The organism is Micromonospora sp. USAFONa4 (genome assembly GCF_057197825.1).
On record NZ_CM170072.1, the window covers coordinates 6,150,845 to 6,174,064 of the forward strand.

The 23,220-nt window shown below is 76.1% G+C and carries 5 protein-coding genes; 2 read left to right on the forward strand and 3 right to left on the reverse strand.

The genetic code is table 11. The annotated features are described in order from the left end of the window. Positions 1 to 105 precede the first annotated feature (105 nt). Positions 106 to 3,804: a non-ribosomal peptide synthetase gene (locus tag AC0OO9_RS27135; RefSeq protein ID WP_484513341.1), complete on the reverse strand. Its 3,699-nt coding sequence runs from the start codon at positions 3,802 to 3,804 to the stop codon at positions 106 to 108. A 1,066-nt stretch (positions 3,805 to 4,870) separates the two neighbouring features. Between AC0OO9_RS27135 and AC0OO9_RS27140 the strand changes: the two genes are divergently transcribed. After that, positions 4,871 to 6,061, forward strand: coding sequence for an ATP-grasp domain-containing protein (locus AC0OO9_RS27140; protein WP_484513343.1), 1,191 nt, complete (start codon positions 4,871 to 4,873; stop codon positions 6,059 to 6,061). A 78-nt stretch (positions 6,062 to 6,139) separates the two neighbouring features. Here AC0OO9_RS27140 and AC0OO9_RS27145 read toward each other — a convergent pair whose 3' ends face one another. Together AC0OO9_RS27145 and AC0OO9_RS27150 are read right to left on the reverse strand one after the other, a co-directional pair. Further along, entirely contained in the window at positions 6,140 to 7,180 is a 1,041-nt protein-coding gene (locus tag AC0OO9_RS27145; RefSeq protein WP_484513344.1) for a 3-dehydroquinate synthase family protein, read from the reverse strand. Continuing rightward, positions 7,161 to 7,925 carry a hypothetical protein gene (locus AC0OO9_RS27150; protein WP_484513346.1) on the reverse strand — a complete coding sequence of 255 codons (765 nt, stop codon included), beginning with the start codon at positions 7,923 to 7,925 and terminating at the stop codon, positions 7,161 to 7,163. Before AC0OO9_RS27150 ends, AC0OO9_RS27145 begins: the two co-directional genes overlap by 20 nt. A gap of 297 nt (positions 7,926 to 8,222) precedes the next feature. Here AC0OO9_RS27150 and AC0OO9_RS27155 point away from each other — a divergent pair, with 297 nt between their 5' ends. After that, positions 8,223 to 23,180, forward strand: a complete 14,958-nt coding sequence (locus AC0OO9_RS27155; protein WP_484513347.1) for an SDR family NAD(P)-dependent oxidoreductase — start codon at positions 8,223 to 8,225, stop codon at positions 23,178 to 23,180. Positions 23,181 to 23,220: the final 40 nt, after the last annotated feature.

A 23,220-nucleotide genomic window follows, 5' to 3' on the forward strand; every position in this document is an offset into this window, starting at 1 on the left:
CGGCGTCGCCTGCGGGCGTCCGCCGGGGGAAGAACCACGAACTCCGGGGACGCGGCCCGCGCGCCCACGGCCATGACAAGCAGTCCGACGTGTACGGGTGGACGGTCAGCCGGCGGTGGGTGAGCCCGCCGGCCCGGCCTCCAGGAAGCGCAGCATGTGCCCGTTCAGCTCCTCGGCGAAGCTGTACGGCAGGTAGTCGGTGCGGATGGTGACGCGCAGGAGGGCGTGGTCGGCGCGGGGAAGCACCTCGACCGTGAGCCCGTTGGGCACCTCCCGCGCGTACGGGTCGACGACCTCCTCGGCCCGGCAGCCGGGCAGCTCCAGCGGAAGCACCACGTTGTCCTGGAACACGAAGGTCGGCAGGCTGGCGACCACCTCGCCGGAGAGCCCGGCGGCGGGATCGTCGGCGGTCTCCGCGAAGGGGACGTCCTGGGCCCGCATGAGGTCGCTGATCGTCTCGTTGACCCGCAGGACGAGTTTGTCGTCCTCCGGCCCGTCGAAGCGTACCCGGACGCAGTTGAGGTTCAGCCGGGTGGTGAAGGCGGAGTCGAGGACGCGGCTGCCCCGCTTGGCCACCACCATCAGCAGGCCGATGTCGTCCTGCTGATGGATGGCGCGCAGCGCGGAGGCGAACGCCGCGACGAAGTAGCTGGACCGGCTGAACCGCTGCTCCCGGGCGGCCCGGTCCCAGCGCCGCATGACCTCCGGCGTGACGGTGACGATGTGCCCGGCCTTCGGACCCCACGCCAGCGCCTGCTCCAGCGGTGCCGTGGAGTCGCCCCGGCCCTGGCGGGGCAGGCCGCGCAGGTGTTCGCGCCAGTAGGCCCGCTGCGCGTCGAGGTCGGCGGCGTCGCGCAGCCGGGCGTACTCCTCGTACGACTGGCGCAGCGTCGGCGCCGGCCGCGCCCACTCGGGGGCCGCGCCCGACAACCGCGCCGCGTAGGCGTGGCTCAGGTCCCGCACCAGCAGCGCGTACGACCAGCCGTCGAAGGCGATGTGGTGGATGCCCACGCCGAACAGGACCCGCCCGGTCGACTTCTCCCGGATCAGGGCGGCCCGCCAGACCCGGCCCTGGGTGTAGTCGAGCGGCTGTTGCACCGCCTCGGCGAGCTGGTCCAGGGCCTCCTGCTCGCTGGCGGCGTCGGTGAGCAGCCGCAGCTGCGGCATCGCCGGGTTCGGCGGGACGAGCGCCACCGGGGGAGCCGTCCGCCGGTAGCGGGCGTGCAGGGCCTCGTGCCGGCGGTGCACGTCGCCCAGCGCCGCCATCAGCGCCCGCAGGTCCAGCTCACCCTCGATCCACCAGGTGACCGGGACGACGACCTCCAGCGGCGACATCAGGCACTTCGCGACCTGCTGCGCCAGCGGAACCGGGCCGGGACGCTGACGGGCCTGCCCGGCGGTCGAGCCGGCGTCCGGACGGCGGGGTGCGGTGGTCAGCCAGTGGGCCAGCGCCTGCGGGGTGGGGGTGCGGTGGATCTGCGAGACGGGCACGACGACGTCGGCGGCCTCGTCGATGCGCGTCGCCACCGCCGCCGACTGCAACGACGTGCCACCCAGGTCGAAGAAGCTGTCGCGCGTGCCGACCCGGTCGATGCCGAGGACGGTCGCGAAGACCGCGGCGACGAGGCGCTCCTCGTTCGTCGCCGGCTCGACGAACTCCACCCCGAGGTCGGGTCGTCGGGTGTCTGGTGCGGGCAGGGCCCGCCGGTCGACCTTGCCGGTGCCGCCGACGGGGAAGTGGTCGAGGACCATGACGACGGCGGGGACCATGTAGGACGGGAGCACGCTGGCGGCGTGCGCGCGCAGGTCGCCGACGGCGGGGGTACGGCCGTTGCGTCCGGTGACGTAGGCGACGAGTCGGGCGGTGCCGTCGTCCTCGCGGCGCACGACCACGGCGGCGCCGACGTCGGGGTGCTGGGCGAGGGTGGTCTCGATCTCGCCGAGTTCGATGCGGATGCCGTTGACCTTGACCTGGTGGTCCATCCGGCCGAGGATCTCCAGCGCGCCGGTGGCGTTCCACCGTCCGAGGTCGCCGCTGCGGTAGGCGGTCCCGCCGCCGTACGGGTCGGTGACGAAGCGTTCGGCGGTGAGTTCGGGGCGGTTGAGGTAGCCGTCGGCGACCCCGAAGCCGGTGATGAGGATTTCGCCGGGTACGCCCGCGGGGACGAGGTCGAGGTTGGCGTCGACGACGCGGATCTGGCGGTTGGGCATGGGCCAACCGATGGGCACGTACGCGCCGCCCCAACCCGCCGATGCGTCGAACCACGTGCACGCCACGGCGATCTCCGCCGGCCCGTACGCGTTCACCACCCGCGCGCCCGCCGTCAACCACCGCTGGGCCAGCTGCGGCGGGACTGCCTCGCCGCCGAAGATGATGCAGCGCAGACCCGGGCAGGCGACCGGATCGAGCGGGGCGATGTTGGTGGCCGGTCCGAACGTGTGCGTGACGTCGTGGGTGTTGATGAGGTCGGTGAGCCGGCGCGCGTCGAGCAGGTCGTCGCGGGAGCAGACGACGACGCGGCCACCACCGGTGAGCGTCGCGAAGATCTCCCCGAAGGCGGCGTCGAAGACCGGTGCCGCCGAATGCAGCATCCGGCTGTCGGGGCCGATGGCGCACTCGTCGGTCATCCACGCCAGGAAGTTCGTCAGCCTCTCGTGTGTCAGCACGACACCCTTCGGCGTGCCCGTCGACCCCGACGTGTAGATCACGAACGCCGGCGCGGACGCCGCCACCACCGGCAGGTCCACCGGCTCACCCGCCTGCACCACCGGCCAGTCGTCATCCAACGCCACCACCGACACCCCGTCGCCACCGGGAATCCGGGGCGCCACGGCACCGACGGTCAACACCACCCGCGCGCCGTGGTCGGCCAGCAGCACCCGCATCCGCTCCACCGGCCACGACACGTCCATCGGCGTGTACGCCGCGCCCGCCCGCAACACACCCGTCGTCGCCACCAGCGACCACAGCCCGCGTTCCAGCGCCAGCGACACCACGTCACCGGCACCCACGCCCATCGACCGCAGGTACGCCGCCAGCGCGGCCGACCGGCGGTCCAGTTCCCCGTACGTCAACACCTCACCGCCCGCGACACCCGCCACCGCCTCCGGCGTGCGTCGCGCCCACTTGAGCACCAGCTCGTGGATCGGCTCACCCGGCACCTCACGCACCGGGCCCCGACCCCACTCCAGCAACCGCTCCCGCTCCGCATCGCCCACCAACGGCAACGCCGACAACCCGACCTCCGGCCCCGCCAGCCCGGCGGAGACCAGCACCACGACCTGGTCCACCAGGCCCCGCACCCACTGCGCCGAGTAACCCTCCGCCGCGTAGTCCACCCGCAGCGCCGACCCGTCCGCGGCCACACCGATCACCATGTCGACGTCGACCACGGCCGGCCCCGCGTCCACCACCGGAGCGTCCGCCAGCCCGAGCACCACCGGGCCCACCGGCTCCCGGCCCACGGCCACCGGCGCCGCCAGCGCCGCGCGCACCCGCGTCACCAGCTCGGCGAAACCCGGATCACCCGCCACGTCCACCCGCAGCGCCGAACCGCCGCCACCGGACGCCAGGCCCACCACCACCTGCTCCTGGGCCGTCCAACGGGCCAGCACCGCCACGACCCCCGCCACCACGACGTCGCCGCCCGGCCCGCCGCTTGTCAGCCAGGAGGGGAGCACCCGGTGCACCGAGGCGGCCCGGGCCGGCCAGAGCGTAGGCCGGCGCAGGTCCCCCACCAGGTCCAGCGTCTCGGCGTCGACCGCGCCGTCCACGGTCCGCGCACCATCGAACCCGACAGACATCAGCTCAACCTCCGATCGAGAGGGGGTGACCGGACGGCGCGGGGCCTCGGTACCGCAGCACCTGGCGCATTCCGGTCCGCGCGGCAGGGGCGGTCTGCGGGCACCGCGGCCGACTCGGGTGGCCGGACGCGGACATGCGGTGCGACCAGGACGGGGTCACCGTCCGGATTCCGGGTCGCCACCACGTCGTCGATCGAAAGGAGCAGGTCGGTGCCCGATCCGATCACCGGCGCCTCCCGTCCGTCCGGGGCGCCGCGCACCCACATTCGTCCCCCGCCCGGTGCAATGAAAAGGGAACGACGAACCGATGGGGCCCGACCCTACGAAGCACGGTGGAGTGGCGTACACCCCTAGAGATGCGCGCGTCGACCCCTAGGGTGACGGCCGGAGATTCCGACCATGGGCGCCGAGGATGCGTCCGCAGTAATGACCGGCCACCGGTCCGCGTCCGGTGTCCGCGCCGCCGGATCGGCAATTTGCGCTGGTCAGTGTGGTGTTTTCTCGTGACTGCTGATCAGGATCACGGCCAGCTGCCGCGAATCTTTCGGCATTAACACGCGCGGCTATATCTTTTCTATAGTGGATGGTTGGCGCCCTCCGAGAGGGTCGATGCACGAATGTCCGGGTTTCGACGGAGAGCGATCCCGAGGTCTTCGTCGAAAACGGCTATTCGGTCAGCCCGGGTCCAGGGTTCGAATCGGAGAATTGGCGATCCCGGCGGCGGAAAGGGCCGCCCGCGGTCGGCTGACCGGCCCATCCCGCAGAAATGAGGATTGACTATGCTTTGCCGATCATGACCCAGTCGGTGACTGGCACATTCAGTCACCGCCTGTTGGTGTGCACCCCGCCAACGCAGCGCTGACCACAAGCCAGCCCGCTACCTGGCCGGTCTCGCCAGAGACCGTCCGGGCGGTGCACGCGGTACGCCCGACTCTCGTGGCCGAGCGGCCTCATCAGGACCGGGAGCGCCCGCGACCGTCCACGTTCTCCGCTGTTCGTGGCCGTTGCGCACCCGGCCTCCGTGCCACCCCGAGGCCCTTTGTGGGCCGGCATGTCAGGAGAACCAATGGACGGACCTATCCAGGTGCAGGTGTTCGCTCACGACGGAGTGGTCCTGGCCCGGCCACCCGATCCGGTGACGACCGCCGGCAGCCGCTATCTCGCCGGTGCGGGCGCGGCCCTGTACAACGGGCTGGACATGATCACCGGTCTCCACCTGACCCTTCCGCACCAGGCGTCGGCCATTTGCAGCACCGGCTCCAGCGCGGACAAGTCGCTGCGCCTGCTCAGTCGGTGCGGTCTCAAGACGCCGAGCGACCTGCGCGAGTTCCGCTCCGGCGCGCAGGCGGTGCAGTTCGCCCGGGACGCCGCCGAGCGGGGCGAGACGCTGGAGTTCCAGTTTCCCCCGCACGATCCGCAACTGCGGGCCGCGCGGGCCCGGGTCGCCCCGGACCTGCTGGCCCGCCTCAACAACAAGACCACCCTGGAAACTCTGATCGCGCCGGAATACCTGCCCCGTCGCCAGGTCGCCACCCCCGCCGAGGTACGCCGCATCGTGCAGCAGGACCGGCGGCCGGCGGTGGTCAAACCGGCAGGCGTCGAGGTGTACAGCGGAATCGCGATCTTCACCAGGCGGTTGCAGGACCGGCGGCACCGGTCACTGTTCAACCAGCTGGAACAGGTGAGCGATCGGTGGATCGTCGAGGAGGAGGTGCCCTTCCGGACGATCTGGGGCGTCCAGTTCGGCGTGACGGAGAGCGGAGCGGTGCAGTACTTCGGTGCGTCCGTACACCTGCCGCAGCCCACTTCGACGTGGGTCGGTTGTGTGCTGGACGACGACCAGCCGCCGGCGGAGCTGATCGAAGCGCTGACCGTAGGGGTCCGAAAGGCCAGCGCCCTCGGGTACCGCGGGTACTGCTCCTTCGACGCCGGAATCGGTCGCGACGGCGCCCTGCGGGTCATCGACCCGAACTTCCGGGTCAGCGGGGCCACCAGTTCGGTGCTGCACCGCAGCTCGCTGCTGGGCCAGCACCCGTGCGCCATGACCACGTTCTTCTCGCTGGCCCCCGGCGTCGACGCCGAGCCGATCCTCGCCCCGTTCATCGACCGGGGGCAGTTCGTCGCGTTCATGCACCACGACCCGGCGGAGACGGACAACGGCCCGCTGCCGGCGACCATCGTCGGCATGGTCGGCGCCGCGGACCGGTACGCCTGCGGGGTGCTGGTCGCGCAGATCCAGCGGGCACTGGGCGGTTGACGCGTCGTCCCCTCCGGGCCGTGGCGACGGTCCGGAGGGGACGCCCGAGCGCCCACGCGGTGGTCGGGGTGCCGGCCGCTACGTGCCGGCCAGCGCGGTGCGCACGGCGGACTCGGGGACGTCGGCGACCAGTTCGGGCCCGGCCGGGCCGTCCAGGACGAAGGACAGGCCCGAGGTGGCCTTCTTGTCCCGCCGCATCAGCGCGACCAACTCGTCGTGGTCGACACCGCCGGGCAGCGCGGTGTCGAGGCCGTAGCCCGCCACCACCTCGTGGTGCTCGGCCACCCGGTCCGCCGGGACGCGGCCGAGGACGCCGGCCAGCCGGCCCGCGAAGACCGTGCCGACGCCGACCGCCTCGCCGTGCCGCAGGCCGAAGTCGGTGGCCCGCTCCAACGCGTGCCCCAGCGTGTGACCGTAGTTGAGGATGTGCCGCAGACCGGAGTCACGCTCGTCGGCGGCCACCACCCGCGCCTTCAGGGCCACGCAGGCGGCGATCTGCTCCGCCACCGGCCGGTCGCGCAGCTCGCCCGCGCCGATGAAGTGCGCCCGGGCGATCTCCCCGTAGCCGTTGCGCCACTCCCGCTGCGGCAGCGTGCCCAGGTGCTCGGTGTCGCAGAGCACCGCCCGGGGCTGCCAGTACACCCCGACCAGGTTCTTGCCCTCCGGCAGGTTGACCGCCGTCTTCCCGCCGACGCTGGCGTCGACCTGGGCGAGCAGCGAGGTCGGCAGGTGGATCACCGCGACGCCCCGGTGGTAGAGGCCGGCGGCCAACCCGACCACGTCCGTGGTGGTGCCGCCGCCGCAGGAGACGACGGCGTCGGCGCGGGTCAGCCCGAACTCGGCGAACGCCCGGCAGAGCTGCTCGACCGTGGCCAGGTTCTTGTCGTGCTCGCCGTCGCGGGCCGGCACCACCCGGTGCGGCACACCCGGGTCGGGCGTCCACTCCGGCGGCCGGGCCGAGACCACCACGACCCGGCACGCACCGATCCGCGCCACCTCCGCCGGCAGCCGGTGGCGCACACCGGGGCCGATCAGCACCGGGTACGCGCGCTCGCCGAGCGCCACCTCGATCCGGGCCGGCTCGGCGGGGGCGTGCGGGTCAGGCGCGGACGGGTGCATGTGGCTGCTGCCTCCTCTTGACGACGGGCACCGGCGCGGCGGCGACCGGGCGTTCCCGGACCATCGACAGGCGCAGCGCCAGCGCGGCCAGCGAGTCGACGTCCGGCCCGATGCCCCAGCGGTCGTGGGTGAGCTGGGCGTGGTGCGCCAGCAGGAAGCCCGACGGCGTCGCCGGGTGGTGCCGGCCGACCACGTCGGTCACCCGGTCCAGGTAACGCTGCCAGGCCACGGCGACCTCCCCGCACAGCGGCAGGTCGCCGGCCGCCAGGACGATCTTCTCCGCTCCCGCGTCCGCCTGCGCGGCCAGGTCCCGCCGTTGCGCGGCGGTGAGCCGCTGGCTGCGTTCCTGCCAGTGCAGGAAGAGGAACGCCAGCCGGTCGGCCGCCGGCACCAGCCCCGTCAGGTACCGCAGGTGCGCCACGGCCAGCGGCAGCTCGACGCCGGCCAGCCAGGGAGTGTCCCCGCCGAGCAGGGTCAGGGCCAGGTCACTGCCCGCCGACGCGAGCGGGCCGCCCCGGGCGGCGTCGCGCACCACGTACCGGTCGGCGGCGAAGGAGACCCCCGGGTCGTACGCGAGCAGCTGCGCCCGTACCGCGTCGAGCGCGGCCGGGGCGGCGTGAAAGCCGAGGCTCACGTGCGGCCCGGCGGGGGAGCCCTCCGGGTCGAAGAACCAGTCCATGCCCGGATCGGCCCGGCGGGCGGCGGCGACCAGACCGGCGAGGACCGTGCCGACCAGTTCGGTCACCCGCGCATCCGGGGACCCGTCGGCCGGCACGGCCGAGCGGGCGAACAACCAGCAGCGTTCCAACGACGGCACCTCGGCTGACGGGCGGGTGGAGCACAGGACTCGACGGTCTGCGGGGGGTGGCCCCATCATCGGCCTGCGGCCCGTCGCACCACCTGATCAGCGGTCCGATCTGGGGACGACTTAGGGGGTGACAGGGGTAGGACGCCGGCAGGGTGCTCGGAAGACTTGGGCCGCTACGGCGAGCGGGGTCTACGCCGCGGATGAGAAGTCTCGCCGACGGACGGATGTGGTGACATGCTTCGGAGCGACCTGATCCAGCCGTTGTCCGATCTGATCGAGGCGCACGCCGCCAGGTTGGGGAACAAGGTCGCGTTCCGCGACGACCGCCGGGCGGTCGGCTACGCCGACCTGGCGGCGCGGACCCGCCGGCTGGCCGGTCACCTGGCGGCGTCGGGGGTCGGGCGGGGCGACCGGGTGGCCTTCTGCCTCGGCAACCGGGTGGAGACGGTGGAGACCTGGCTGGCCGTGACGCGGGCGGCTGCCGTCGGCGTACCGGTGAACCCGCACAGCACCGACGCGGAACTGGCGCACCTGCTGGACGACTCCGGTGCGGTGCTGGTGGTCACCGACCCGCGGCATCTCGACCAGCTGCTGCGGCTGCGCGCCGGGCGGCCGGCCCTGCGGGTCGTGGTCACCGGGGACGGCCCGGTGCCCGCCGGGGTCACGGCGTGGCGTGACCTGGTCGACACCGAGCCGGGTGTGGACGCCCGTGACGACCTGGGCCTCGACGAGGTCGCCTGGATGCTCTACACCTCCGGCACCACCGGCCGGCCCAAGGGCGTGCTCTCCACCCAGCGCACCTGCCTCTGGTCCGTCGCCGCCTGCTACGTGCCGATCCCCGGGCTGACCGACGCCGACCGGGTGGTCTGGCCGCTGCCGTTGTTCCACAGCCTCTCCCACATCGGGTGCGTGCTCAGCGTGACCGCCGTCGGCGCCACGGCCCGGCTCATCGACGGCTTCTCCGCCGACGACGTGCTGCGCGCGGTCGACGAGGACGAGGCCACCGTGCTGGCCGGTGTGCCGGCCATGTACCACCACCTGGTCACCGCCGCCCGGGAGAGCGGCTTCCGCGCCCCGGCCCTGCGGGTCTGCCTGGTCGGCGGGGCGATCACCACCGGCGCGCTGCGTCGGGCGTTCGACGAGGTCTTCGACGCGCCGCTGCTCGACGCGTACGGCAGCACGGAGACCTGCGGCTCGATCGCCGTCACCCGGCCGGACCAGCCCCGGGTCGAGGGTTCCTGCGGGCGCGCGGTGCCCGGCGTCGCGGTGCGCCTGGTCAGCCCGCAGACCGGCCTGGACGTGCCGACCGACGCCGAGGGCGAGGTCTGGGTCAGCGGGCCGAGCGTCATGCTCGGCTACCACGGCCTGCCGGAGGTCACCGCCGCCGCCCTGCGTGACGGCTGGTACCGCACCGGCGACCTGGCCCGCCGCGACGCCGACGGCAACATCTTCGTCACCGGGCGGCACCAGGAACTGATCATCCGGGGTGGCGAGAAGATCCACCCGGCCGAGGTGGAGGAGGCCCTGCGCGGGGTGCCCGGCGTCGCGGACGTGGCGGTGACCGGCCGCCCGCACGACGTGCTCGGCGAGGTGCCGGTGGCGTTCGTGGTGCCCGGACCGGAGGGCTTCGACCCCCGGGCCGGGTACGCGGCCTGCCGGGAGAAGCTCTCCTACCACAAGGTTCCCGAGGAGCTGTACGAGATCGGGCAGGTGCCCCGCACCGCCTCCGGCAAGGTCACCCGCCGGCTCCTGCTCGACCGGCCGGCGCGGCTGCGGGCGGTCAACGGCAGCCACCACGAGACGCTGAGCCTGCTCGCCTGGCAGCCGCTCGACCTGGCCGCCGTACCGCCGGTCGAGGCGCCCGTCCCGACGGCCGCGCAGGCCGCCGCCGCCCCGGCCCGCCGCTGGGCGCTCGTCGGTAGTGGGAGCGAGGAGCTGGTGGACCCGCTGCGCGCGGCGTCGCCGGGGGACCGGTTCCGGTCCCACCGGGACCTGGCCGCCCTGCGCGACGCCCCGGACGTGCCCGACGTGACGGTGCTGCTGGTCGAGCCGGCCGACGCCGTCGCGGCGGACCTCGCCGACCGGCTGCGCGGCTGGCTCGACGACGACCGGTTTGCCGGCACCCGCCTGGTGCTGCTGACCGGCCCGGCCGCCGCACCCGCCGCGAGCGGCGCGCCCGGCGACCTGGACACCGGGATCGACGCCGCCACCGGGATCGACGCCGCCGCCGTGTCCGGGGGATGGCACCCGGCCGATCCGGCGGCCGGTGCGGTCCAGGCGGTCGGCCGCAGTCTGCAGGCCGCCTACCCGGACCGGATCGTGCTGGTCGACCGCGACGCCGGAAACCGCTCGACCGCGCTGCTCCCCGCCGTGGTGGACGCCGGCGCCGCGCAGGTCGCGCTGCGGGCCGGAGCCGCACTGCACGCCGTCCTCGTGCCCGCCCCGGCGGCCGTGCCGGCGCGGCCGGTCAGCGTGGCCGACCCGGACCGCCAGGTCCTGGTCACCGGCGCGGACGGGCCGACCGGCGCGGCGCTGGCCCGACACCTCGTCGCCGCGTACCGCGTCCGCCGGCTGCGGCTGCTCCACGTCGGCGCCACGCCCGGGGGCGCCCTGGCGGACCTGGTCACCGAACTCGTCGCCGCCGGCGCCGACGTCGCCGCGCTGCCCGCCGACCGGGCGGGCGACGAGCCGCCCGGCGGGGTCTTCCTCTGCCCGTCCGACGACGACCTGACCGACGACGAGGACGCGGCCCGGCTGCTCCGCCTCGCCGAAAGGCTGGACGCCGCGACCCGGCTCCCGGCCGCCTCGTTCACCGTCCTCGCGCCGTCCGCCCTGCTGCTGGGCGCCGCCGGCCGGGAGCGGGCCGCCTCGGCCGTCGGCGCCCTGCACGCCCTGACCGCCCGCCGCCGGGCCGCCGGCCTGCCGGCCCGGGTCGTCGGCACGGCCGCGCCCGCCGGCCGGGAGCCGTCGCCCGCCATCCTCGCGGTGACCGGAACCCGGGCGGGAAGCGTCGTCCCGACGGCCGTACGCGCCGATCTCGCCGCGTTCGACGTGGCCCACGACGGCGACGACCTGGTCGTGCTCGCCCGCCCGGCGGGCCACGCCGACGCCGCGCACCCCGCCTGGCGCGTGCCCGTCGCGGCGCCCGACGCCGACGCCGACGACCGGGACGCCGCCGAGTTGCGCCGCCGGCTGGCCGGGCTGAGCACCGCCGAGGGGGACCGGCTCCTGCTGGATCTGGTCCGCACCGCCACCGCCGAGGTGGCCGGCCTGTCCGGGCCGGCCGCGGTGCGCCCCGGCCGGGCCTTCAAGGAACTCGGCTTCACCTCGGTCAGCGCGGTCGCCCTGCGCGACCGGCTGGCCCGGGCCACCGGGGTACGGCTCTCCGCCACGGCCGCCTTCGACCGGCCCAGCCCGGACGCCCTCGCCCGGCACCTCGCCGCCCGGCTGCGCGGCACCACCGGGCAGGCCAGCCCCGCGACGGACCGGCCGTCCGCTCCGTCCACGGTGGACGACCCGGTGGTCGTCGTCGCCATGGCCTGCCGGCTGCCCGGCGGCGTCGCCTCCCCCGAGCAGCTGTGGGACCTGGTCGACCAGGGCCGGGAGGGGCTCACGGAGTTCCCCACCGACCGGGGCTGGGACCTGGCGCACCTGTTCTCCGACGACCCCGACCGTCCCGGCACCTCGTACGTCCGGGTGGGCGGCTTCCTCACCGACGCGGCGGACTTCGACGCCACCCTGTTCGCGATCAGCCCGCGCGAGGCGCTCGCCATGGACCCGCAGCAGCGGCTGCTGCTGGAGACGTCCTGGGAGCTGTTCGAGCGGGCCGGCATCGATCCCACCTCGCTGCGCGGCAGCGCCACCGGCGTCTTCACCGGCGTCATGCACCACGACTACGCCGCGAACCTGCGCCAGGCACCGCCCGGCACCGAGGGCTACCTCGGCGTCGGCACCGCCGGCAGCGTCGTCTCCGGCCGGGTCGCCTACGCGCTGGGGCTGGAGGGGCCGGCGGTCACCGTCGACACGGCGTGCTCGTCGTCGCTGGTGGCGCTGCACCTGGCCGCCCAGGCGCTGCGCGCCGGCGACTGCTCCCTCGCCGTGGCCGGCGGCGTGGCGGTGATGGGTACCCCGCAGGCGTTCGTGGAGTTCAGCCGGCAGCGCGGGCTCGCCCCCGACGGCCGGTGCAAGGCGTTCGGCGAGGGCGCCGACGGCACCGGCTGGTCCGAGGGTGTCGCCGTGCTGCTGCTGGAACGGCTCTCCGACGCCCGCCGGCGCGGGCACCCCGTCCTCGCCGTGCTGCGCGGCTCCGCCGTCAACTCCGACGGCGCGTCCAACGGGCTCACCGCCCCCAACGGGCCCGCCCAGGAGCGGGTCATCCGCCGGGCGCTGGACGCGGCCGGGCTCTCCGCCGCCGACGTGGACGTCGTCGAGGCGCACGGCACCGGCACCCGGCTGGGCGACCCGATCGAGGCGCAGGCGCTGCTCGCCACGTACGGGACGGGCCGCGGCGACGCCGAGCCGCTGCGGCTGGGCTCGCTGAAGTCCAACCTCGGCCACACCCAGGCCGCCGCCGGGGCCGCCGGGGTGATCAAGATGGTGCTCGCGATGCGGCACGGCACGCTGCCCCGCACCCTGCACGTGGACGCCCCGACGTCCGAGGTGGACTGGTCCGCCGGCGCGGTCGAGGTGCTCACCGAGGCCCGCCCGTGGCCCGAGGTGCGGCGGCCCCGGCGGGCCGGCGTCTCGTCGTTCGGCATCAGCGGCACCAACGCGCACGTCATCGTCGAGGCGCCCGCCGCCGACCCGCCCTCCGGGGCCGGGTCCGCGGACCGGCAGCCGTCGTCCGAGGCCGCGGACCGGGAGCTGCCGTCCGGGGTCGCGGACCGGCAGCCGTCGTCCGGGGTCGCGGACCAGCAGCCGTCGTCCGGGGCGGCCTCCGCCACCCGGCGACCGCCCGTGCCGTGGCTGCTCGCCGCGGCCTCCGGCGAGGCGCTGCGGGACCAGGCGGCCCGCCTGCTGACCTGGCTCGACGGGCCCGGGGCGGACGCCGACCCGGGCGACGTCGGGCACGCGCTCGCCACCACCCGCGCCGCGCTCGAACACCGGGCCGTGGTGCTGGCCGGCTACCCGGCCACCGCCCGGACGGGCCTGACCGCGCTGACCCGCGGCGAGGCGGACCCGGACCTGCCGACCGTGCTGACCGGCCGGGTCGTCGACGGCCAGCTCGGCATGCTCTTCGGCGGGCAGGGCGGCCAGCGCGCCGGCATGGGACGCGAGCTGCACGCGGCGTACCCGGTCTTCGCCGACGCCTTCGACGCGGCCTGCGCCGAACTCGACCGCTGCCTCGCCGGCCACGCCCCGCACCCCGTCGCGGACGTCGTCTTCGCCGCCGAGGGCGACGAACTGGCCGACCTGCTCGACCAGACCCTGTACACCCAGCCGGGGCTGTTCGCCTTCGAGGTGGCGCTGTACCGCCTCCTGGAGTCCTGGGGGGTGCGTCCCGACGCGGTGCTCGGCCACTCCGTCGGCGAGCTGGCCGCCGCGCACGTGGCCGGGGTGTTCCCCCTCGCCGACGCGGCGGCACTCGTCGCCGCCCGCGCCCGGCTGATGCAGCAGCTGCCCGCCGGGGGCGCGATGGTCGCCGTCGAGGCCGACGAGGCCGAGGTCGCCGCGCACCTCACCGACCGGGTGGGCCTCGCCGCCGTCAACGGCCCGACGAGCGTCGTCGTCTCCGGCGACACCGACGCGGTGCTGGCCGTCGCGGCCACCCTGCGCGCCGCCGGGCGTCGTACCAGCCGGCTGCGGGTGTCGCACGCGTTCCACTCGCCGCGCATGGAGCCGATGCTCGACGAGTTCCGCGCGGTGGCGGCCGGCCTCACGTACCGCACCCCGCACCTGCCGGTGGTGTCCAACCTGACCGGCCACCCCGTCGACCCGGCCCGGCTCTGCTCGCCCGACTACTGGGTGGCGCACGTGCGGGGCACCGTCCGCTTCCACGACGGCGTGCGGGCCCTGCACGGGCAGGGCGTCACCACCTTCCTGGAGGTCGGTCCGGCCGGCGTGCTCACCGCGATGGCCCAGGACTGCCTCCTCGCCGAGGCCGACGAGCTGGCCTTCGTGCCCGCCGTGCGGGGCGTCGCCGACGAACCGGAGGCGCTGCTCGCCGCCGTGGCGCGGCTGCACGTGCGGGGCGTCCCCGTCGACCGCGCCGCCCTCGCCGGCCCCGGGCCGCACCGCCGCGTCGACCTGCCCACCTACGCCTTCCAACGCCGGCACTACTGGCTGCCCGCCTCGGCCGCGGCCGGCGGCCCGGTCGGCGTCGGCCTGGCCGACGCCGGGCACCCGCTGCTCGGCGGCGTGCTGGCGGTCGCCGGCACCGGGCAGGTCGTCTGCACCGGACAGGTCTCCGCGGCCACCCAGCCGTGGCTGGCCGCGCCCGGTGACGGCACGCCCGCGCTGCTGCCCGCCAGCGCCCTGCTGGACATGCTCACCCACCTCGGCGAACAGTTCGGCACCCCGACGGTGCAGCGGCTGCGCGTCCCCGACCCGGTGCCGCTGCCCGCCGAGGCGACCCTCGAGGTGCAGGTCGGCGTCTCCGCGCCGGACGAGCACCGGCGCCGGGTGGCGCACTGCCACGTCCGGGCCGGCGACGGGCAGCCCTGGCGGGAGGTCGCCGAGGCCGTGCTCGGCCCGGTCGACCCGGAGAGCGGCCGGGGTGCCCTCGCCACGGCCTGGCCGCCCACCGGCGCCCGACCGGTGGACCTGGCCACCCCGCAGCACCAGGCCATGGCCGGGGAACTGGCCCGGGCCGCGTGGGTCGCCGCCGACCGGCTCTTCGTCGACGTACGCCTGCCCGAGGACGCCCGGGACCCGGACGCCGAGCGGTACGGCGTGCACCCGCTGGTGCTGGAGGCGGCCCTGCGCCTGCTCCCGCTCGCCGACTTCGCGCCCGGCGACGACGCCGCGCCCACCGGCCGGCTGCTGCCCACCGAGTGGGCGGGCGTGCGCCTGCACGCCACCGGGGCGCACGCACTGCGCGTCTGCCTGGCCCCCGCCGGGGCGGACGCGGTGACCCTGAGCGCCGTCGACGCCGCGGGCGTGCCCGTGCTCGACGTGGACCGGGTGGTGCTGCGGACCCTCGACCTGCCGCCCGCCGAGTCGCCGGCGCCCCCGCCCGCCCCCGCCGGGCTGTACGCCGTCGACTGGTCGCCTGCGGCGTTCCCGGCGACGCCCGCGCCCTCCTGGACGCTCGCCGACGACACACCCCCGGACGGGCCGCTGCCGCCGCTGCTGGTGCTGCGCGTCGGCGACGGCGAGCCGGGCCGGTCGGTGCCCGACCGTGCCCACGCCGTCGGCCTCGCCGTGCTCGGTGTGCTCCAGAGCTGGCTGGTCGACCCCCGCGCGGAGACCACCCGCCTGGCCCTCGCCGTCCGCGACGGTGATCCGGTGCACGCCCCGGTGGCGGGACTCGTCCGGGTCGCCCAGGCCGAGCAGCCCGACCGGTTCCTGCTGCTCAGCCTCGACGCCACCGACGACGCGACCGTCCGGGCGGCGCTGGCCGTCGCCGGGGACGAGCCCGAGATCGCCGTCCGCGACGGCCGCGTCCTGCTGCCCCGGCTCCACCCCGTCGAACCGCCCCCGGCCGGTACGCCGGTCCCGGCGCTGGCCGGCGGCACCGTGCTGGTGACCGGCGGCACCGGCGGCGTCGGCCGGCACGTCGCCACCCACCTCGCCACCGTGCACGGCGTCGCCGAGCTGGTCCTCGTCAGCCGCACCGGCCGGGCCGGCGACTGGACGGACGCGTTGACCGACGCCGGCGTCACCGTCCGGGTGGTCGCGGCCGACGTCGCCGACCGGGCGGCGCTCGCCGAGGTCGTCGCCCCGCTGGCCGACCGGCTCGTCGCCGTCGTGCACGCCGCCGGGGCCACCGACGACGCGCTGCTCACCGACCTCGACCCGGGCCGCTGGCAGCGGGCCCTGCGCTCCAAGGTGCACGGCGCGTGGCACCTGCACGAGCTCACCGCCGGCCTCGACCTGGCCGCGTTCGTGCTCTTCTCCTCGGCCGCCGCCACCTTCGGCAGCCCCGGCCAGGGCAACTACGCGGCCGGCAACGCGTTCCTCGACGCGCTCGCCGCGCACCGCCGCGCCCAGGGCCTGCCGGCGACCGCCCTGGCCTGGGGGCTGTGGGCCGCGCAGGACGGGATGGCCGGCCGGCTCACCCCGGCGGACCTGGCCCGGCTCGCCCGCGGCGGCACCCGTCCCCTCGACACGGCCGCCGGGCTGGCGCTGTTCGACGCCGCCCTGCGCGTCGACCGGGCGACGCTGGTGCCGATCGGGCTCGACCTGGCCGCCGTGCGGACCTCCGGCGAGGTGCCCGCCCTGCTGCGGGCGCTGCTGCCCCCGCCGCCCCGTCGGGCCGTCAACGCCGACTCGGCGCCCGCCTCCGCCAAGGGCTTCGCCGACCGGCTGGCCGAGCTGGCCGAACCCGACCGCGCCGCCCTGCTGCTGGACCTCGTCCGTACCCGGTGCGCCACCGTGGTCGGGCACACCGGCCCCGACGACGTCGAGCCGCGCCGCCCGTTGAAGGAACTCGGCTTCGACTCGCTGATGGCCGTGGAGCTGAGCAACCGGCTCACCGCCGTCACCGGCGTCCGGCTCGCCCCGCACGCCGTGTTCAACCACCCCACCCCGGAGCTGCTCGCCGCGCACCTGCACGCCCGGCTGCTCGGCACCGCCGCCACCGAGGTCACCGACGCGAGCACGGTCGCCCTGGACGAGCCGGTCGCCATCGTCGCGATGGCCTGCCGCTTCCCCGGCGGCATCGGCTCTCCGGAGGAGCTGTGGCGGCTGCTCGACGCGGGCGCCGACGTCATCGGCGACCTGCCCGACGACCGGGGCTGGCCGCTGGCCGACCTCTACGACCCGGTGCCCGGCACGGCCGGCCGCACGTACGTGCGGGCCGGCGGCTTCCTCACCGGGATCGCCGACTTCGACGCCGCGTTCTTCGGCATCAGCCCCCGCGAGGCCCTCGCCATGGACCCGCAGCACCGGCTGCTGCTGGAGACCTCCTGGGAGGCGTTGGAACGCGGCGGCATCGACCCGGTCACCCTGCGCGGCAGCCGCACCGGCGTCTTCGCCGGCACCCACGGCCAGGACTACGGCGACCGGATCGCCCCCGGCGTGGTCTCCGACGACGGCGAGGTCACCGCCGACGAGGGGCACCTGCTCACCGGTACGGCCGGCAGCGTCCTCTCCGGCCGGGTCGCGTACGCGCTCGGGCTGGAGGGGCCGGCCGTCACCGTCGACACCGCCTGCTCGGCGTCCCTGGTGGCGCTGCACCTGGCCGTGCAGGCCCTGCGCCAGGGCGACTGCGACCTGGCCCTGGCCGGCGGCGTGTCGGTGATGTCCACCCCGGCCGGGCTGACCGGCTTCAGCCGCCAGCGCGGCCTCGCCGCCGACGGGCGGTGCAAGGCGTTCGCCGAGGACGCCGACGGCTTCGGCATGTCCGAGGGCGTCGGGATGCTGGTGGTGGAGCGCCTCTCCGACGCCCGCCGCCGGGGCCACCCCGTGCTGGCCGTGGTCCGCGGCTCGGCGGTCAACCAGGACGGCGCGTCCAACGGGCTGACCGCCCCGAACGGGCCCTCGCAGGAGCGGGTCATCAGGGCCGCGCTCGGCGCCGCCGGGCTGAGCGCCGCCGAGGTGGACGTCGTCGAGGCGCACGGCACCGGCACGTCGCTCGGCGACCCCATCGAGGCGGAGGCGATCCTCGCCACGTACGGGCAGCGCCCGGCCGGCGCCCCGCCGGTGCTGCTCGGCTCGGTCAAGTCCAACCTCGGGCACACCCAGGCCGCGGCGGGCGTCGCCGGGGTGCTCAAGATGGTCCTCGCCATGCGGCACGGCCGGCTGCCCCGCACCCTGCACGCCGAGCGCCGCAGCTCGCGGGTCGACTGGGAGTCGGGCTCGCTGGAGCTGCTCACCGGGTCCCGCCCGTGGCCCGCGGCGGACCGGCCGGCGCGGGCCGGTGTCTCGTCGTTCGGCATCAGCGGCACCAACGCCCACGTGATCGTCGAGGCGGTCGCCGGGCCGGCCCCGGACGCCGACGCCGCAGCCACGCCGACGGAGGCGTACGCGCTGCCGTGGCTGCTCTCCGCGCGTACCCCGGAGGCGCTCGCCGGGCAGGCCCGGCGGCTGCGGGAACACCTCGCCGAGCGGCCCGACCAGCGGCCCCTCGACGTGGCCTGGTCGCTGGCCACCAGCCGGAGCACCTTCGACTCGCGGGCGGTGCTGGTCGGCACGTCGCCGGAGCAGGTCGCCGCCGCCCTCGACGCGCTCGCCGAGGGCCGGCCCGACCCGGCGGTGACGCGGGGCGAGGCCCGGCCCGTCGGCCGGTGCGTCTTCGTCTTCCCCGGGCAGGGCTCCCAGTGGCTCGGCATGGGACTGGACCTGCTCGACCAGGCCCCCGTGTTCGCGGAGCGGATGGCGGCCTGCGACGCGGCGCTGCGGCCGTACCTGGACTGGTCGCTGCTGGACGTGCTGCGGCAGGTGCCCGGCGCGCCCGGCCTCGACGAGGTCGACGTGGTGCAGCCCGCACTGTTCGCGATGATGGTGTCGCTGGCCGAGCTGTGGCGCTCCCACGGCGTGCAGCCGGCCGCCGTGGTCGGCCACTCGCAGGGCGAGATCGCCGCCGCCTGCGTCGCCGGGGTGCTCTCCCTGCCCGACGCCGCCCGGGTGGTGGCGCTGCGCAGCCGGGCGCTGCGGGCCCTGGCCGGGCACGGGGCGATGGCCTCCGTCGCGCTCCCCGCCGACACGGTCCGCGACCGGATCGCCCGCTTCGGCGACCGGATCTCGGTCGCCGCCGTGAACGGCCCGGCCGCCGTCGTGGTGTCCGGCGAGCCGCAGGCGGTGGAGGAACTCCTCGCCGAACTGGCCGGCGAGCAGGCCCGGGTCCGGCGCATCGCCGTCGACTACGCCTCGCACTCCGCCCAGGTCGAGGGCCTGCGCGACGAACTGGCCGAGGTGCTGGCGGGCATCGCCCCCGGCCCGGCGGCCGTGCCGCTCTTCTCCACCACCGACCTGCGCTGGCTCGACGGCGAGGAGATGGGGCCGGACTACTGGTACCGCAACCTGCGGCAGCCGGTCGAGCTGGAACAGGCGATCCGCTCGCTGGCCGGGCAGGGCCACGACACGTACGTCGAGTGCAGCCCGCACCCGGTGCTCACCGTGGGCATCGAGGCGACCCTCGCCGACCACGACGGCGAGAGCGTGGTCGTCGGCTCGGTGCAGCGCGACCAGGGCGACCGGGCGCGGTTCCTGCTCTCCCTGGCCCAGCTGCACGTGTGCGGGGTCGCGGTGGACTGGCGGCCCGCGCTGGCCGGCGGCCGGCGGGTCGACCTGCCCACGTACGCGTTCGCCCACCGCCGCTACTGGCCCCGGCCCGTCTCCGGCCCCGGCGACGTCGGCGCCGCCGGCCTGGACGCCGCCGGGCATCCGCTGCTCGGGGCGTCGGTCGCGCTGGCCGAGACGCGGGGCCACCTGTTCACCGGGCGGCTGTCGACCGACGCGCAGCCGTGGCTGGCCGACCACCGGGTCTCCGACAGCGTGCTGGTGCCCGGCACCGGCCTGGTGGAACTCTGCCTCCGCGTCGGCGACGAGATCGGCCACCCGGTCCTCGACGAACTGGTCATCGAGGCTCCGCTGACCCTGCCCGCCGACGGCGCGACCCAGGTGCAGGTGACGGTCGGCGCGGGCGGCGACGACGGACGCCGCCCGGTGACCGTGCACTCCCGGCCCGCCGACGGCCCGGCCACGGGGCCGTGGACCCGGCACGCCAGCGCCACCCTCTCCGCCGACCAGCCCGCCGCGTCGCCGCAGCCCACCACGTGGCCGCCGCGCGACGCCCGCCCCGTCGACCTGACCGGCTTCTACGCCGGCCTGGAATCCGACGGCTACGCGTACGGGCCGGCGTTCCAGGGGCTGCGCGCGGTGTGGACCAGCGGCGACGAGGTCTACGCCGAGGTGGAGCTGCCGGCGGCCGCACGGGTCGACGCCGACCGGTACGGCCTGCACCCGGCCCTGTTCGACGCCGCCCTGCACGCCGCGCACTTCGGCGGCCTCGCCGGGGCCGGGGCCGGCCGGCTGCTGCTGCCGTTCGCCTGGAACGGCGTCAGCCTGCACGCCACCGGGGCGACCGCCCTGCGGGTACGGCTCACCCAGGTGGGACCGCACGCCATCGCGCTGACCGTCGCCGACCCGACCGGCGCCCCGGTCGCCGAGGTGGCCGCCCTGACGATGCGGCCGATCTCCGCCGCCGAGCTGGCCGTCACCGACGACCGCGCCACCCGCGACGCCCTGTTCCGGCTCGACTGGACGCCGCTGCCGCCAGCCGACGCGGCCACCCCGGTCGACGCCGTGGCCGTCGCCCCCGGCCTGGACGGCTTCGGGCTGCAACCCGGGCTGGACGGGCTCGCCGACGCCGTCGACGCGGGGCTGCCCCTGCCCGGGGCCGTGCTCGTGCCGCTCGACGCGGAACCCGCGCAGCCCACCCCCCGCGCGGCGCGGCACGCCGCCGTCCGCGCCCTCGACCTCGTCCGGCGCTGGCTCACCGAGCCCCGCTGGGCGGCGTCGCGGCTGCTGCTGGTGACCCGGGGCGCGGTGGCCGTGCACCACGCCGGCGAGGTGACCGACCCGGCCGCCGCGGCGGCGTGGGGGCTGGTGCGCTCCGCCCAGTCGGAGAACCCGGGCCAGGTCGTCATCGTCGACGTCGACGGCGACGGGATCGGCCCCGACCAGGTCGCCGCCGTGCTGGCGGCGGACGAGCCGCAGGCCGCGATCCGGGGCGGCACGGCGTACGTGCCCCGGCTGGCGCGGGCCGGCTCCGCGGGCGAACTCGCCGCGCCGCCCGCCGCCGCGTGGCGGTTGGACGCGCCGGTGCGGGGCAGCCTGGAGAACCTCACCCTGGTCCCGACGGACGCCGCCGACGCCGTTCTCGGCCCCCGCGAGGTCCGGGTACGCGTCCGCGCCGCCGGCCTGAACTTCCGCGACGTGCTCAACGCGCTCGGCCTCTATCCGGGCGACGCGGGGCCGCTCGGCGGCGAGGGCGCCGGCGAGGTCGTCGAGGTGGGCACCGAGGTGACCGACCTGCGCCCCGGCGACCGGGTGTTCGGGGTCTTCGTGGGCTGCTTCGGGCCCGTCGCGGTCACCGACCGCCGCCTGCTGGCCCCGATGCCGGCCGGCTGGTCGTACGTGGAGGCCGCCTCCGTGCCGGTGGTCTTCCTGACCGCGTACCACGGCCTGGTCAACCTGGCCGGGCTCGGCCGGGGCGAGTCGGTGCTGGTGCACGCGGCGGCCGGCGGCGTCGGCATGGCCGCCGTGCAGCTCGCCCGGCACCTCGGCGCCGACGTCTACGCCACCGCCAGCCCCGCCAAGTGGGACGCCCTGCGCGCGATGGGCCTCGCCGAGGACCGTATCGCCTCGTCCCGGACCCTCGACTTCGAGAACCGGTTCGCCGAGGCCACCGGCGGACGGGGCGTCGACGTGGTGCTGGACTCGCTGGCCCGCGAGTTCGTGGACGCCTCGCTGCGGCTGCTGCCGCGCGGCGGGCGGTTCATCGAGATGGGCAAGACCGACATCCGCGACGCCGCCCAGGTCGCCGCCGACCACCCGGGGGTGGCCTACACCGCCTTCGACCTGACCCTGGAGGACCCCGACGAGGTGCAGCGCATGCTCGTCGAGCTGCTGGGGCTCTTCGAGCGGGGGACGCTCACCCCGCTGCCCGCCCAGGTGTGGGACGTCCGCCAGGCGCCGGAGGCGTTCCGGCACGTCAGCCAGGCCCGGCACGTCGGCAAGGTGGTGCTCACCATGCCCCGGGCGTGGGACCCCGACGGCACCGTGCTGCTGACCGGCGGGACCGGAACCCTCGGCGGGCTGGTCGCCCGGCGACTGGTCGAGACGCACGGCGTACGGCGGCTGCTGCTGGTCAGCCGCCGCGGCGAGCAGGCCCCCGGCGCGGCCGAGACGGTCGCCGAACTGCGCTCGATGGGCGCCGAGGCCACGGTGGTGGCGGCCGACGTGGCCGACCGGGAGAGCCTGGCCCGGGTCCTGGACGCGGTGCCGGCACGGCACCCGTTGACCGCGGTCGTGCACCTCGCCGGGGTGCTCGACGACGGGATCGTCACCGCCCTCACCCCGCAGCGCGTCGACACGGTGTTCGCGCCGAAGCTCGACGCCGCGTGGCACCTGCACGAGCTCACCCGCCACCTCGACCTCGCCGGGTTCGTGCTGTTCTCCTCCGGCGCGGGCGTCTTCGGCGTACCCGGTCAGGCCAACTACGCGGCGGCCAACGCGTTCCTCGACGCGCTCGCCCTGGCGCGCCGGGCCGAGGGCCTGCCGGGCCGGTCGTTCGCCTGGGGGCTCTGGGAGCAGGCCAGCGAGATGACCGCCAAGCTGGACCGGACCGACCCCCGGATCACCGCCCGCGACGGGCAGCTCGCGATCCCGTCCGACCTGGGGATGGCCCTGTTCGACGCGGGCCTGCGGCTGGCCGAGCCGGTGCTCGTGCCGACCAGGATCGACGTCGCCGCGCTCGGCGAGCGGGTCGAGCGGCCCCCGGCCCTGCTGCGCGGGCTCATGCGGCGGGAACGGCCGAGCGCCCGGTCGAGCGCCCCGACCGGCGGCGGGCGCACCCTCGCCGACGAACTGGCGGCCCTGGCCGGGCCCGACCGCCACACCCTGGTGGTCGACCTGGTACGCGAGCAGGCGGCGAGCGTGCTCGGGCACGGCAGCCGCGCGGCGGTCGCCCCGGGCCGGGCGTTCAGCCAGATCGGGTTCGACTCGTTGACCGCCGTCGAGCTGCGCAACCGGCTGACCACGGCGACCGGTCTGCGCCTGCCGGCCACGCTGATCTTCGACTACCCGGACCCGAACGAGCTGGCCACGTTCCTGGTGTCGCAGCTGGCGCCGGAGACCGGCCCGGAGGTTCCGCCGGTCCTCACGGACCTGGAGAACCTGGAACGCTCGCTGACCGAGGCCAGCGTCGAGGCGGAGCTGCACGCCCAGATCGGCTCCCGGCTGGAGGTGCTCATCGCCAAGTGGCGGACGATGCGCGCCGGCTCGGGCGGCGACCCCGACCTCGACCTCGAACTGGCCAGCGACGACGACCTCTTCGACCTCATCGACTCCGAACTCGGTCTCTGATGGCCGTCCGGCCGCCCCGCACGGCGCGAGCCGTCCCTTC